Consider the following 14,313-nt stretch of genomic DNA (forward strand, 5'->3'; position numbering starts at 1 on the left):
TGCTGCCGCCACAGGACCATCGAGATGAAAAAAGAAACCGGACTCATTGGAAAATGCGACCACATGGTGCGGCTCCGCCAGTTCGCACTTCAGGTTGCCGCAACCGACATCACGGTACTCATCACCGGCGAAACCGGTTCGGGCAAGGAGGTGCTGGCACGTTTCATCCATGACCACAGCCGGCGGGCCGGAGGCAGTTTCATCCCTGTCAATTGCGGTGCCATTCCCGCCGGGATTCTCGAATCAGAGCTCTTCGGGCACGAAAAAGGGGCGTTCACCGGAGCCGTACAGGCCAGAAAAGGCTACTTTGAATCTGCTGACCGCGGCACCATTTTCCTCGACGAAATCGGAGAAATGCCCACCGAAACGCAGGTAAAGTTTCTCCGGGTCATTGAAAACGGCGAGTTCCAGCGGGTCGGTGCATCCCAGTCCATATACTCCGACACCCGCATCATCGCGGCCACAAACAGGAACCTCATCCAATCGGTCAGCGATAAAAACTTCAGAGAGGACCTTTACTACAGGCTCCGCAGCGTAGAACTGCACATACCGCCACTGCGTGAGCGAGGCAGCGACATCCTGCTCCTGACAGAACAGTTCGTGCATGAGTTCCAGGCAAAGCACAGGATACCGTTTGAAGGGTTCAGCCCCGAAGCCACAGAAATGCTCCTCCGATACCCCTGGCCAGGCAATGTCCGCGAACTGCGCAACCTCGTCGAATCCATCCTCGTACTGGAAAAGGGCAGAGAAATCACGCCCGACATCCTCGACAAGCACCTGGTGCAGCGGAGCCGGTTCAAAAGCCTCGTCCACGACCCCACCCGTTCTGAAAAGAACGAAATGCAGCTCATCTACAGCAGCATCATCCAGCTCCGACAAGAAGTGGGCGAACTCCGCCAGATGATGCAGCAGCTCATGCACGGCACACAGCCGCCCACACAGCATCATCTCCTTCTGCCAGTCCCTGCGGCGCAAGCTGCCGACGGGCCTGCGGCACCCGAAAACGCAGAGCTCCGCCCGCTCGACGCCGCCGAAAAACAGGCCGTTGCCGAAGCGCTCAGCTCCGCCGGCGGAAGCAAAAGGATTGCAGCCGCACAACTCGGTATCACCGAACGGACACTCTACAGGAAAATCAAGGCTTACGGCCTCTGAGGAGACGCTTCCGAACGCCTCCCGACAGCAGCAATAGAATCGATACTGCCACGCTGGCCTTCGCCAGCAGGTCGGGGTAGCGGGTATAGAAGCTCAAGGCATGACCCAGAGGAACCTCGGCATTGAGGACCCGCTCCTCCCACCACGGAACCCTTGCTATGGTTCGACCGAAAGGATCGATGCACTCGGTGACGCCCGTATTGGCGCACCGGGCCATCGCACGCCGGTTCTCGATGCAGCGGAGGCGACCAATCGCCAGATGCTGCCAGGGGCCGTATGATGTTCCGTACCATCCGTCATTGGTCACCAGTGTCAGAAGTTCGGCGCCCTCCCGGACAAATTCCGACACATAGCCAGGAAAAATGGACTCGTAGCAGATAATGTTGGCGATGCTTACCCGCTCACGGCCTGCGGGATAAAGATCCATAAGGGAGGGCCCTGGCCCCCGGCCCCAACTCCCAACCCCTGCCAGGGAAAACGCCAGATGTTCAAGTGCCGGAAAATACTCGGTATAGGGGACCCGCTCAGCAAAGGGAACCAGACGCGCTTTACGGTATACCTGAAGGCTGTCCATCTCCGGAGACAGAAGCATGGATGCATTGTATGTCTCATAGAAGCGGCCGCTCTGCCGGTCGAACTTTCCCGTCCCTGCCGCAGGGGGCTCTTCTCCTGGAGCAGCATAGACGATGTCCGAGAAGCCGGTCAGGAGAGGGACGTGCCAGCGGCTGAGTGAACGCCGCAGCGAGGAGAGATACTCGTCATTACCATCATCAAGAATAAAGAACGGCAGGGCTGTTTCAGGCCATACAACCAGATCGGGACGGCTCTCCCTGACGGCGCGGTCGGTCAGCCGGTAATAGAGGTCCAGGGTTTCGCTGCCGGTGTATCGGTCCCACTTTTCATACGGATCTATGTCGGGCTGCACGAGGCTGACCCGAATCGTTCCCGCAGTATCCGCTCCGCCTTGGGAATGCAGGACCACGGCGCTGTAAGCGAGAGGAGCGAGCACCATCGCAAGCAGGGCGCCGGCATAGGGGACAAGCAGCCTCCTTCCGCCGAGAACGGCAAGCACGACAAGCACATTGAATGAGGTGAGCCAGAAACTGATGCCCCACACTCCCGTAATGTCGGCATACTGCACCATGGCATTGAGGTTCGCCTGGGAATTGCCGAGCGTCAGCCAGCCGAGCGACAGATCCTGCTGCATATAGAGCCACTCCCACCCCACCTGCATAAACGGGAAGGCGACAAGGGTCCGCAGCAGCCCCCAGAGACGGTTGCAGATGAAAAACAGCATGAACGGCACGGTCATGAAAAACGCCTGCGCAACGATGGTCATGATGCCGCCGGGCAGCGTGGCAATGCACACCCACCAGAGAGCACCGGCCGAATAGGCAAGCATGGCAGCGTAGGACTTGCGGAATACCGATCCGGCCGACTGATCCTCGGCAATGCTCAGCAGCAACGGTACCAAGGCAACCCAGGCGAGCAGTTCAAGATGGATGGATGGATAAGAAGGAAACGAAACGGCAAGAAGCACTCCGCTGAGGAGAGGGGATACATAGGAGGAACGGAAAAGCCGGTCGGCAGCCTTCGGGTAAGCAGTCATTGCTGAGAGAGGGTAAAATCAATGAAAGAAGTCAATGAACCCAGAAGAGGCAGAAAAATTATACAACATTTCGTGCTAAGAGATAAACACGACGGAGATATTTTGCTTTTTTATTGATTAATTATTCTTTAAATTTATTTCAAGCTGTTATTTAACAGGGGTAGGCTTTCAGTAAAACGGGCCCCTGCAAATATCCAATTTCAACGCCATCAGAAAAAGGAGAAATCATTATGGCTCTTTTCGGCACTAAAGACGCGACCACCGCACACTCCGATTACGAAATCGTTCTCGAAGGCGGTTCGAGCTCGTGGGGAAAGGTAAAAGCCAGGGCGAAAGTAAACGTCCCCCCGGCCCTCCCGCTGCTGCCCGCAGACTGCAATGTCAAGATCAACGTGAAGCCCCTGGATCCCGCTAAGGGCTTTGTACGGTTCTCGGCTGTCATCGAATCCATCGTCGACAGCACGAAGAACAAGCTGGTCATCGAAGCTGACATCGCCAATGAAACAAAAGAACGCAGGATCTGCGTCGGTGAGGGTTCCGTCACCGTCGGTGATTTCTCCCACTCGTTCTCATTCGAAGGCTCTGTCGTCAATCTGTTCTACTACCGCTCCGACGCAGTCCGCAGGAACGTGCCGAACCCGATCTACATGCAGGGTCGCCAGTTCCACGACATCATCATGAAGGTGCCGCTTGACAACAACGATGTCATCGATACCTGGGAAGGTACCCTGAAAGCTCTCCAGACCACCGGCGCATTCAATGACTGGATCCGTGAGTTCTGGTTCATCGGACCTGCCTTCACCGCACTCAACGAAGGTGGCCAGAGGATTTCCAAGATTGAAGTCAACAGCATCGGCACCCAGAGCGGCGACAAGGGTCCCGTCGGCGTCACCCGCTGGCGCTTCTCGCACGGCGGATCGGGCATCGTTGACTCCATCGCACGCTGGGCGGAGCTCTTCCCGGCCGACAAGCTCAACAGGCCGGCCTCCGTTGAAGCTGGATTCCGTTCCGATTCACAGGGCATCGAAGTCAAAGTTGACGGCGACTTCCCCGGCGTTTCCGTAGATGCCGGCGGCGGACTCCGCAGGATCCTGAACCACCCTCTCATCCCGCTGGTCCACCACGGCATGGTCGGCAAGTTCAACGACTTCACCGTCGATACCCAGCTCAAGATCGTTCTTCCGAAGGGATACAAGATCCGCTACGCAGCTCCTCAGTTCCGCTCGCAGAACCTCGAGGAATACCGCTGGAGCGGTGGCGCTTACGCCCGCTGGGTGGAGCATGTCTGCAAAGGCGGCACCGGCCAGTTCGAAGTGCTCTACGCTCAGTAAGCAGTCAATCGGACAACAACACAACACGAAAGCCGGCCTCAGCCGGCTTTCTGTTTTTATAACCGCATAACTCCGACCCCACTTCATTCCGCCCCGGAAGCCATCTCCCTGGAGCATCAACCGAGCAGCTGCAGGATCTCCTCGATCTCCGATTTAACCTCCTTCAGCACAGCCACCCTACGCTGGTCAACCACCCGGTTTTTCTTGTCCACATGGCCGATCTCCTTCTGCAGGCGAAGGATTTCGCCGGTTCGGGGATCCTCGTCCCTCGTCTTTCCCTCATTCTTCATCAGTTCGCTCGCCTTACCAAGCCGGTAGCCCTGCTCATAGACCAGATCTTTGATATTGAGCACGAGAGCCATATCGCGGTTCGTGTAGCGACGGTTGCCGCGGGTATCCCTACCGGGTCGAAGCTCCTTGAAAAAGGTCTCCCAGTAGCGCAGCAGATAGGCCGGAACACCGGCAATCCGGCTGACCTCACCTATCGAGTAGTAATTTTTGCTGGCGTCAAACGACATGAGCCTCCCCCGTATGGCATAGTTTTGATTTCGTCATTCTTATTATACATTTACTACCGCTACATCAAAAACATGACGGATGAAATGACGGATGAAAAATCTTCTCAGCCTCCTGCCTTATCTCAGCAGGTACCGCACGAAACTGTTTGCAGGGTTTGCATTCATCATCCTTACGAACCTGTTCGCCGTCATCGGGCCCCGCTATATCCGCCTGGCCGTCGACAGCATGAACGGCAGTTTCATCATTGAGGATGTCCTCCGAAACACCGGCCTTTATGTCCTCTTCGCTCTTTTAAGCGGTTTTTTTCTCTTCCTCGTCCGCCAAAGCATCATCGTCACATCCCGCCATATCGAATATGACCTGAAGAACGACTACTACCGCCACCTGCAGCACCTTCCAAGGTCCTTCTATGACAGCATGAGCACCGGTGAGCTCATATCGAGGGGCACCAATGACCTGAACGCTGTAAGAGAGTTCCTCGGCCCAGGCATCATGTACTCCCTGAACACTTTTTTCCGCCTTCTCTTCGCGCTGGCAGCGATGATTGCTCTTTCGCCTAAACTCACCTTCTTCGCTCTCCTGCCAGCCCCGGTCCTCAGCTGGTCGGTGTATCGGATTGGGCGATCGATGCAGAAGCGCTCGAAAAGCATACAGGAAAGCTATGCGGCCATCACAAACCTTGTTCAGGAAAACCTCTCCGGCATCCGCATCGTCAAAAGCTACACGAGAGAGGCGTTTGAGATTGACCGCTTCGAAAAGCTCAACAGGGAATATTACGGGAAAAACCTCTCTCTGGGAAAATTGCAGGCTCTTTTTTTTGCATTCCTGACCTCCCTCACCGCCTTCTCGCTGCTTCCGGTGATATGGATAGGCGGTACAAGCGTTACAGAGGGAACGATGACCATCGGCGGCATCGCGCAGTTCATCGTGTATGTCACAATGCTCAGCTGGCCGATCATCTCAATCGGCTGGGTGACGAGCATCATCCAGAAAGCATCCTCTGCCCAGGCAAGGCTTGATGAAATAATGGGCATGCAGCCCGAACCCGATACCGAGGGGACGGCGGAGCGTGGTGATGCTTCGCAGCAGGAAGGTTCCTCCGGAAGCCTGTCATTCAGGGACATCAGCTTCAGCTACCCCGGCAATGAGGACCGGCCGGTCCTTGATCACGTGACGCTTGAGATCAACGCCGGCACAAAGACCGCCATTGTCGGAGCGACAGGATCGGGAAAAACATCCCTCGTAAGCCTTATCCCGCGCCTCTACGAACCAACCGGGGGCTCCATCATCCTCGACGGACAGGACATCAGAAGCCTGCCCCTGAAACGGCTGCGCGAACAGATCGGGTTCGTGCCGCAGGTCAACTTCCTCTTTTCGGACACCATCGCGCACAACATCAGCTGGGGCAGCAGGCGAAGCAGTGCCGATGAGGTACTGGACGCCAGCCGTACGGCCATGCTTCATGACGACATCCAGGACTTTCCCGACGCGTTTGAAACCATGCTCGGAGAAAAGGGGATCAACCTTTCAGGGGGCCAGAAACAGCGGGCATGCATTGCCCGGGCGGTTGCATGGAAGCCACGCATCCTCATCCTCGACGATGCCCTCTCGGCCGTCGATACGGCAACAGAAGCGAGAATTTTCGATGCCCTGCTCCAAGAGCTGCCGGATACCACCGTCATCCTCATCAGCCACCGGATCTCCACAGTAAAGAACTGCGACCGCATCATCGTACTCAAAGACGGCCATATCGCCGAAAGCGGCTCCCACACGGAACTGCTTGAGCACCAGGGAATTTATTTCGAGCTCTACAACCAGCAGCTCCTCGAAGAGGAGATCCTCTCCCTCAGCTGAAAAATCCCCTACCCTTCCCCGGATCCAGCAAGGGTGGCCAGCTGGCGATAAAGATCACGGCGTGAAAGGCCGTACAGATGCACATAAAGCAGATTGAAGGAGAGAACGGAAGCCCGGAGGGTTGGTGCTGCGGCAGCACGCTTCAGGGCGTTTGCCACCGTAAACACCCTCTTCGTAAGCCCGGCGTATGAGGGGATGAAGGACTCGATCGGAACAGCCTTCGGCCGGTACAGCATCTCCTGACCCCATGAGAACCTGAAGGCGTCGTGATTCACCGGATCATGCAGCAGTCGCCGCTCACCGGCAAGTCGGGTGAATAGATCCGTTCCTGGGATCGGCCGCAGGAGGTTGATGCCCGGAACATCAACCCCCGTCTCTTCGATGAACTCCTCGATACGGCGCGGCATATCCAGTGTGTCACCGTCAAGGCCATAGATAAAACTGCCGTAGACACAGATCCCGGCTTCCCGTATCGCCTTGATTGAAGCCACCTGACGGGAAGCCGGATTATGGAACTTATGGTGGGCGTGGTTGCTGCCGTCGCCGATGCTTTCAATGCCGACGAGAAGCGCACCGCAACCGGAACGCGCAAACACTTCAAGCAGAGCGGGGTTCTCCCCGAGCGCGGTGGTAGACTGGCCGACCCACCGGATGCCAAGGGGAATCAGCCCCTTGAACAGTTCCCGGGCATAGCGCTCATCTGCGTTGATGGTGTCGTCGAGAAAAAAGAATATCCGCCGGTCTTCCTTCAAGAAACCCTCTACCTCCCTCTGAACATCCTTCACCGGACGGTGGCGCAGGCGGTGACCGTTCATCACATGCACGGTACAGAAGTCGCAACTGTATGGACAGCCACGGGTGGTCTGAACCACATTGGTCGTGAAATAGCTCTTAATGTCGAGTATGGATTTACTGACAGGACGGGAAAGCGAGAGGTCGGGCGGCGTTTCCTGGCGGTATTCAGCCCTTAATGCATCCTTCCGGAGGTCCAGGAGTACCTCACGCCAGAGGTCGTCTGCTTCGCCGCATACCAGAACGTCGGCATGCTCCCGGCACCGCTCCGCAAAGAGGGTGACGTAGGGGCCGCCGAGCACCACTTTCACTCCACGATGCCTCAAGGCGGCGGCAAGTTCAAAGGCAGGGCGCACCGCACCGGTCTGCACGCTGATGCCGACGAGATCCCAGTGCCGATCGGCTGGAAAGCGCTCAAAACGCAGATCACAGTACTCCTGACGGACGCCATCTACTTTCACGGAGCCGAGGATCATTAGTGAAAGTGGCGGAATGGCGAACTGCGCCCGACGGATGATGCCGCTGAAAAGAGTGTCTTTGAGCGATGAAAAAAGATCTGTCGAGTGGGAAGCCTCACCGAGGAGGGAGGCTCCATCAACTCCGCTATCGGCCTGGATAAAAACCAGGAGTACGGATTTATCAGCGTCTGGCATTGAGATAGCCCTGGAGCTTTTTGAGTTCAAGCAGGGCGTCGATGGGTGTAAGCCGATCGATGTCGATGGCTTCAATAGCCGCCTGCAGACGGGATTCAACAGCATCGAACAGGTTTATCTGCATGCTTTCGCGAACAGCGGGGGCGGCAGGAACAGCAACGTCGTGTTTTTCGAGGCCGGCCATGATCTGGCGTGCGCGGTCAATCACTTCCCGGGGCATACCGGCCATCCGGGCAACCTCGATTCCGTAGCTGTTGTCGGTGGAGCCTCTGACGATCTTGCGAAGAAAAATCACGCTGTCAGCGCTTTCAATGACGGTGGCATTGTAGTTCACCACTCCCGGAAGCCGCTCTTCAAGCTCGGCAAGTTCGTGATAATGTGTTGCAAAGAGCGTACGGGCACATATCGTTTCGGCGATATACTCGCTCATGGCCCAGGCAATCGACATACCATCGAACGTGCTGGTACCGCGACCAATCTCATCGAGCAGGATGAGGCTCGAAGCTGTGGCGTTGTTCAGAATGCTTGCCGCCTCATTCATCTCCACAAGGAAGGTGCTTTCTCCGGAGGCAAGATTGTCGGAAGCACCGACCCGGGTAAAAATCCGGTCGACAAGGCCGATTTCGGCCGATTCGGCCGGCACGAAACTCCCTGCCTGGGCAAGCAGGACGATGAGTCCAGCCTGTCGCAGGTACGAACTCTTTCCCGCCATGTTCGGACCCGTAATCATCAGCATCCGCTGACTGTCATCAAATACGCAGTCGTTCTTGACGAAGGGGTCATCGGGGCTCAGCAGCAGCTCAAGCACCGGATGGCGGCCGCCCAGTATCCTGAGATTGCGGCTTTCGTCAATCTCCGGCTTCGTGTATCCGTACTCTTCAGCTGCAACGGCATAGGAGCGGAGGCAGTCCAGCTCTGCAATCACCGCAGCGTTCTTTTGAACCACCGAAGCATGGCCGGCAATCATGGCACACAGCTCGTGGAACAGGTCGGCTTCAAGCCGGAGGCTTTTCTCCTCGGCATGAAGGATCTTCTCCTCATACTCTTTCAGAGCCGGAATGGTGTATCGCTCGGCGTTGACGAGGGTCTGTTTCTTTTCATAAAAAGCAGGAACCTTGTCGATGTTCGCACGGCTGATCTCGATATAGTAACCGAAAACCCGGTTGAACTGAACCTTGAGTGAGGAAATGCCGGTCCGCAGGCGCTCCTCCTGCTGAATTTCCATCAGCCGGTCTTTGGCCGTTGAAGAGATGCTGCGAAGTTCATCAAGTTCGTGGTTGTAGCCCGCTCTGAAGTACCCCCCGTCACGCATGGAAGCTCCACATTCGGGATCGATCGCCCGCTCGACAGCGTCGGTCAGCTCACCAACGTCCTCCAGTTCGGTGGCAAGGGTGCGGAGTCTTCCCGATGAGCACTCGCCGGCAAGAGCGCGCAGGCCCGGCACAGCCGAAAGCGAGCGGCCGAACTGGAGCACCTCACGGGGAGAAGTGCGGAAGGTGGCAATGCGCGCAAGTGAGCGCTCAAGGTCATTGATGCCCGAAAGCAGTTCGTCGAGCGAACCGCGCCGACGGCGCTCGCAGAGCAGTTCCTCGACGGCATCGTGGCGCATCCGTATACGCTCCGCGCTGAGGAGCGGTCGCTGCAGCCAGCGGCGTATGAGGCGGCCGCCCATCGGATTGGAGGTGCGGTCGATGACCTGGAGAAGACTGCCGTTCAGCGATCCGTCCTGCATCGAAGAGATGATTTCGAGGTTCCGCTTGGTCTGCAGATCCAGCATCATGAACTCCCCATCCTGCGTCTCTGCAATCCGGGTGATATACTGAAGCCTGCCCTGCCGGGTTTCCTCGAGGTACTGGAGAATGACGCCCGCCGCAACCCGTCCGGCACGATTGCCCTCGATGCCGAAGCCTTTGAGCGAATGGGTTCGGAACTGCCGCGAGAGCACCTCTCCTGCATGCTCCTCACCAAACATCCAGTCATCAAGGCCGGTGAGGAGAATCCCCGTGCTCCCTTTCAGCAGGGCTTCCATATTCCCTTTTTCCGACTGCGGCACCAGCAGTTCAGAGGGATGGAGAGAGCGGATGAAGTCACCGAGCGACTCCGAGAGGACGGTGGCAATCCTGAACTCCGCCGTCGTCACGTCGACATAAGCAACACCCGTAAGCTTACGACGGCCGTCCTTGAGGAAAGCGGCGGCACAGAGGTAATTGTTGCGGCAGTCATCAAGAATGCTGTCGCTGTAAGTAACGCCGGGGGTTACAATATCGGTGACTTCGCGTCGAACAATACCCTTGGCCATGGCGGGATCCTCGACCTGATCGCAGACCGCCACCTTGAAGCCCTTTCGGACAAGCTTGGCGATGTAGCCTTCGCTGGCATGATGGGGAAAACCCGCCATCGGAACGTCGGCGGCAGCACCGTTCGAACGGCGGGTCAGGACGATGTTGACCGCTGAGGAGATAGTGCAGGCATCATCGAAAAATGTCTCATAGAAGTCACCGACCCTGAAAAGGAGAAGATAGTCCGGATAGCGCTCCTTGACCTCAAGGTACTGTCGCATCATCGGGGAGTGCTCTGTGGCACCACCACCCTTTTTTCCGGCCATAGGGATCTCTGTCAGCAGTTGAGAGGAGGCTTGTGTTCCGGAACGGCATCCGGAACAGGGAAACTACAGCCGCGGTGCAAAATATACAAACGCTGCGCCAAGCGCGCCCCGGGTCTGGAGCATACCGGAAAGATGGCTTTCAGGCAGCCGGAGGGTCAGGGAAACAGTAGTTTTTTTCACGGAAGAGCCTTACGGCAGCATCAACGACAGCTGGATCGTAAAGCCGCTCTTTTTCCTCCTCGATGAAGGCAAGTGCTGCATCTATGCCAAGCGCTTCACGGTAAGGACGATCTGAAGCCATTGCTTCAAGCGTATCGGCAACGGCTATGATACGGGCCTCAAGGAAGATGTCGCCATCTTTCAGCCCCTTGGGATAGCCGCTCCCGTCAAGCCGCTCATGGTGCTGGCAAAGGATGTCTGCTACGGGCCAGGGAAACTGGAGTCCTTTGAGAAATTCGTATCCGGTATTGACATGGTTGTGCAGCATCTCAAGTTCTACAGAAGAGAGCGGCGCCGACTTGGTCAGAAGTGGTGGTGGGATCGAAATTTTTCCGATATCATGGACGAGCGACGAAATCCTGAGGCCATTGATTGCATTTTCATTCACGCCGAGTTCATAGGCTATGGCTACAGAGAGGTCTGAAACTCTGGCCTGATGCCCCACGGTATAGGCATCCCGGGATTCGATGATGCGCGTCAGCGTTTCAACAACCTCCTGCATGCTCATGAGAACAGTTGCAGTTGAAAGCCGAAGCCGCTCCTCGTGCTCCCTGCTGCTGCTGATATCGCTGAAATTGCACTGGATGAAACGCCTGCTGCCGACACTGAATACCCTGCTTGCGCATTCGACAGTAATGACAGCTCCTTTATAGGTATGCAGCGTCAGTGCGTCCTGATGGGAGGTCATCACCCGGGCGAAGCTTTTGATCACATTCTTCGACTGCTCATCCATGACCAGACCCGCCTCTGCAATGGTCTTCCCTTTCAGGCCATCCATATTGCCGCCGAGCAGATGCAAAAGAAACGGATTGGCATCCTCTATACACCCTTCAGGATGGCTGAGGATAAGAATGCCCGTCTGGGCCTCCTCGAATACCCTCCGGTAGAACGGATTCTGCTTCTCATCGAGCCACTCTTTTCGAACGCTGTCGTCCCGGCCTGCCGAACCCGGGGAGGAATCAATGCCCTGTAGGGTTTGCTTTTCTTTGCCCATACTGCCCCTGCCGGTTCAAAATAGAGAAGATGCGGACGGATAGGAATGTACGTATTTATGCCTCCACCTCGGCACGGTTTCTTCCGGGTGCACTGCCCGGCACGACGCACCCCAGATGCAACCCGGTCTCCGCATTATGGCGTCGACAGAGCAGGAACCACAGCTTTGAGGCATGATGACAATACCGACGGAAAGCGCCCTCATTCCGACAATATGATAGGTCCTTTGAAAGGAACAGGTGAGGGACACCCGGAAAAATGGATTCTGCAAGGTTCTGCATGCGCCCCCCGCCCCCTTATGGCCGGCATGGAATAATTTATCAGTTCAATGTTTGATTTTGAGCCAGGGAATACTATATTTGAGACCTTTATCATCAATACACTTAATACGAGCAAGATGCAGGCGCTGATCGAGATTTCTGACAAGCAGTATCTGGTAAAAAAGGGTGACACCCTTTTTGTTCCCAGACAACAGACCGCCATCGGCGACACCATGGAGATCAATTCCATGGCGACGATCGACGGAGCAAACACCGTCCTCAATCCTGCAGGAAGCGTCAAGGCGAAAGTCCTTGGCCATGTCAAGGACGACAAGGTCGTGGTGTTCAAGAAAAAACGCCGGAAACGCTACCAGTCACGCAACGGCCATCGCCAGCAGATGACCCAGATCGAGGTGGTTTCCATTTAAGAAAGGCAGCAAAGGTTTTCTAACGATAATTTTTTTCCCATGGCTCATAAAAAAGGCGGCGGATCAACGAAAAACGGCCGTGACAGCAACCCGAAATACCTTGGCGTAAAGGCCGCCGGCGGATCGACCGTCTCGGCAGGAACCATCATCCTCCGCCAGAGAGGCACCGTCATCAAGCCCGGAACCAATGCCGGCATCGGTCGAGACCACACCATCTTCTCTCTTGTTGACGGAGTCGTAACATTCCGCAACGGCCGAAACAACAAGAAACAGGTCGATATCCTTCCTTCCTGAGTTTGGCTTGCCATAAAATAAGGTTATATTTCTTTATAGCCGTCTTATCTTAAGACGGCTTTTTTTATGAAATCCCGGGTCCTCCCCGTCGACGACAGGGAGAGACACAGATTTTCAGGAGTGCCCGGGCACGGCAATCAGGGGACATTGAAAGACCACGGGGCAGCAGCCCCTCCAGCAGAACTGTAGCTGTAAACGGAGTGCACATATCGTGCACGAAGTACCCAAGTGAAGGTTCCGCCTCGGTAGCGAACGCCTCCGGATGGCTTATCAATATCCTCCGCCGGATGTCCGGTCGAGATCAATACATTACACCATTTAAACTGACCGCTTTATGAAAATAACCGTTATAGGAGCCGGCAATGTTGGCGCAACCGCAGCGCTTCGCATTGCAGAGAAACAGCTGGCAAGAGAGGTCGTGCTGATTGATATCGTAGAAGGCATTCCCCAGGGCAAGGCACTTGACATGTATGAATCCGGACCGGTGGCACTGTTCGACACCAGGGTATCGGGTTCCAACGATTACCGTGATTCCGCAGATTCCGACATTATACTCATCACTGCCGGCCTGGCCCGAAAGCCCGGCATGAGCCGCGAAGACCTGCTGCAGAAAAACGCGACGATCATCAAGGAGGTCACCAGCCAGGTGATGCAGTACTCGAAGAATCCGATCCTCATCATGGTATCGAATCCGCTCGACGTCATGACCTACGTAGCCCGTCAGGTCAGCGGACTTCCCGAGGAGCGGGTCATCGGCATGGCAGGCGTACTCGATACGGCCCGTTTCAGGAGCTTTATTGCCGAAGAGCTGCAGGTTTCCATGCAGGACATCAACGCATTCGTGCTCGGCGGCCATGGCGACTCAATGGTACCTGTTGTCAAGTACACCAATGTTGCCGGCATCCCGATCACCGAACTGATGTCGATGGACAAAATCAATGCGATTGTCGAACGCACCAAGAACGGCGGCATTGAAATCGTCAACCATCTGAAAACCGGCTCTGCATTCTACGCCCCCGCCGCATCAGCTGTTGAGATGATCGAGTCGATCGTAAAGGACCGCAAGCGCATCCTCCCTTGCACCACATGCCTTAAAGGCCAGTTCGGCATCCAGAACGTATTCTGCGGCGCCCCGGTCAAACTCGGCAGAAAAGGCGTGGAGCAGATTCTGGAAATCAACCTCTCTGAGGACGAACTCAAGGCGCTGCAGCAGTCGGCAGCCATTGTGGAGCAGAACTGCAGAAACCTTGATGCACTGCTTCTTGGCTGAGCATACCGCCCCTCCCATTGATTGAAAAAAAAAAGCGGCCTTTCGGCCGCTTTTTTTTGAACAGGTGTCCCCCATTACACCTGCTCCACCTCACGGGAGTGAGGAGTTTCGTGTATATACTTTTTATATGCAACTGCCGTGCCAACGCCCGAAAATCAACGGTTCTTTGCATAGTATCCTTACGTATCATTACCTGCCTGATTCATTATGAGACGACCCTGTTCCATACCCGGGATAGCTGCAGTCGCATCAAGGGGATAAAAAAAAAGCGGCCTTTCAGCCGCTTTTTTTCGAACAGGTGTCCCCCATTACACCTGTTCAACCCCACGGGCGT

General features: G+C 55.9%; 11 protein-coding genes. 6 read left to right on the forward strand and 5 right to left on the reverse strand.

Going from position 1 to position 14,313, the window contains the following annotated elements; all coding sequences use genetic code 11:
• Positions 1 to 24: 24 nt before the first annotated feature.
• Positions 25 to 1,152, forward strand: coding sequence for a sigma-54-dependent Fis family transcriptional regulator (locus A3K90_RS06775; RefSeq protein WP_303681810.1), 1,128 nt, complete (start codon positions 25 to 27; stop codon positions 1,150 to 1,152).
• On the opposite strand, the gene lnt is transcribed toward A3K90_RS06775, so the two are convergent.
• Positions 1,133 to 2,761 carry an apolipoprotein N-acyltransferase gene (gene lnt / locus A3K90_RS06780; RefSeq protein ID WP_303681812.1) on the reverse strand — a complete coding sequence of 543 codons (1,629 nt, stop codon included), beginning with the start codon at positions 2,759 to 2,761 and terminating at the stop codon, positions 1,133 to 1,135. The two genes, A3K90_RS06775 and lnt, sit on opposite strands and share 20 nt — an antisense overlap.
• Before the next feature lie 230 nt (positions 2,762 to 2,991).
• Between lnt and A3K90_RS06785 the strand changes: the two genes are divergently transcribed.
• On the forward strand, positions 2,992 to 4,092 hold the full coding sequence (locus A3K90_RS06785) for a bacteriochlorophyll a protein (protein WP_011358231.1): 1,101 nt from the start codon (positions 2,992 to 2,994) through the stop codon (positions 4,090 to 4,092).
• Positions 4,093 to 4,208: 116 nt separating this feature from the next.
• Here the strand turns inward: A3K90_RS06785 and A3K90_RS06790 are convergent, their stop codons facing one another.
• Positions 4,209 to 4,610: a MerR family transcriptional regulator gene (locus tag A3K90_RS06790; RefSeq protein ID WP_303681816.1), complete on the reverse strand. Its 402-nt coding sequence runs from the start codon at positions 4,608 to 4,610 to the stop codon at positions 4,209 to 4,211.
• Between the two features lie 91 nt (positions 4,611 to 4,701).
• On the opposite strand from A3K90_RS06790, the gene A3K90_RS06795 reads away from it, so the two are divergent.
• The gene (locus A3K90_RS06795) at positions 4,702 to 6,465 is read left to right on the forward strand and encodes an ABC transporter ATP-binding protein (RefSeq protein WP_303681818.1); all 1,764 of its coding nucleotides are present in this window, start codon (positions 4,702 to 4,704) and stop codon (positions 6,463 to 6,465) included.
• Positions 6,466 to 6,473: 8 nt separating this feature from the next.
• On the opposite strand, the gene A3K90_RS06800 is transcribed toward A3K90_RS06795, so the two are convergent.
• From A3K90_RS06800 to A3K90_RS06810, 3 genes are all read right to left on the reverse strand, one after another.
• Positions 6,474 to 7,910, reverse strand: a complete 1,437-nt coding sequence (locus A3K90_RS06800; RefSeq protein WP_303681821.1) for a radical SAM protein — start codon at positions 7,908 to 7,910, stop codon at positions 6,474 to 6,476.
• The gene (gene mutS / locus A3K90_RS06805; RefSeq protein WP_303681823.1) at positions 7,897 to 10,515 is read right to left on the reverse strand and encodes a DNA mismatch repair protein MutS; all 2,619 of its coding nucleotides are present in this window, start codon (positions 10,513 to 10,515) and stop codon (positions 7,897 to 7,899) included. Before mutS ends, A3K90_RS06800 begins: the two co-directional genes overlap by 14 nt.
• 139 nt (positions 10,516 to 10,654) lie before the next feature.
• On the reverse strand, positions 10,655 to 11,728 hold the full coding sequence (locus A3K90_RS06810; protein ID WP_303681825.1) for an HD domain-containing phosphohydrolase: 1,074 nt from the start codon (positions 11,726 to 11,728) through the stop codon (positions 10,655 to 10,657).
• 396 nt (positions 11,729 to 12,124) lie between these two features.
• On the opposite strand from A3K90_RS06810, the gene rplU reads away from it, so the two are divergent.
• The 3 genes from rplU to mdh all read left to right on the forward strand — a co-directional run bounded on the left by rplU (position 12,125) and on the right by mdh (position 13,979).
• Complete coding sequence (rplU, locus tag A3K90_RS06815) at positions 12,125 to 12,415, forward strand: 50S ribosomal protein L21 (RefSeq protein ID WP_303681826.1); 291 nt, start codon at positions 12,125 to 12,127, stop codon at positions 12,413 to 12,415.
• A 39-nt stretch (positions 12,416 to 12,454) separates the two neighbouring features.
• A complete protein-coding gene (gene rpmA / locus A3K90_RS06820) occupies positions 12,455 to 12,709 on the forward strand; it encodes a 50S ribosomal protein L27 (RefSeq protein WP_011358238.1) in 255 nt (84 codons plus the stop codon).
• A gap of 334 nt (positions 12,710 to 13,043) precedes the next feature.
• Positions 13,044 to 13,979: a malate dehydrogenase gene (gene mdh, locus A3K90_RS06825; protein ID WP_303681828.1), complete on the forward strand. Its 936-nt coding sequence runs from the start codon at positions 13,044 to 13,046 to the stop codon at positions 13,977 to 13,979.
• Positions 13,980 to 14,313 lie beyond the last annotated feature (334 nt).

Origin of the sequence: Pelodictyon luteolum, assembly GCF_001622165.1 — a bacterium.
GTDB classification, from domain to species: domain Bacteria; phylum Bacteroidota; class Chlorobiia; order Chlorobiales; family Chlorobiaceae; genus Chlorobium; species Chlorobium luteolum_B.

Coding starts and splice junctions, on each gene's coding strand:
- mdh (WP_303681828.1), top strand. CDS start 13,044: ATGAAAATAACCGTTATAGGAGCCGGCAATGTTGGCGCAACCGCAGCG.
- rplU (WP_303681826.1), top strand. CDS start 12,125: ATGCAGGCGCTGATCGAGATTTCTGACAAGCAGTATCTGGTAAAAAAG.
- A3K90_RS06795 (WP_303681818.1), top strand. CDS start 4,702: ATGAAAAATCTTCTCAGCCTCCTGCCTTATCTCAGCAGGTACCGCACG.
- A3K90_RS06800 (WP_303681821.1), bottom strand. CDS start 7,910: ATGCCAGACGCTGATAAATCCGTACTCCTGGTTTTTATCCAGGCCGAT.
- A3K90_RS06775 (WP_303681810.1), top strand. CDS start 25: ATGAAAAAAGAAACCGGACTCATTGGAAAATGCGACCACATGGTGCGG.
- A3K90_RS06785 (WP_011358231.1), top strand. CDS start 2,992: ATGGCTCTTTTCGGCACTAAAGACGCGACCACCGCACACTCCGATTAC.
- A3K90_RS06810 (WP_303681825.1), bottom strand. CDS start 11,728: ATGGGCAAAGAAAAGCAAACCCTACAGGGCATTGATTCCTCCCCGGGT.
- A3K90_RS06790 (WP_303681816.1), bottom strand. CDS start 4,610: ATGTCGTTTGACGCCAGCAAAAATTACTACTCGATAGGTGAGGTCAGC.
- rpmA (WP_011358238.1), top strand. CDS start 12,455: ATGGCTCATAAAAAAGGCGGCGGATCAACGAAAAACGGCCGTGACAGC.
- mutS (WP_303681823.1), bottom strand. CDS start 10,515: ATGGCCGGAAAAAAGGGTGGTGGTGCCACAGAGCACTCCCCGATGATG.
- lnt (WP_303681812.1), bottom strand. CDS start 2,761: ATGACTGCTTACCCGAAGGCTGCCGACCGGCTTTTCCGTTCCTCCTAT.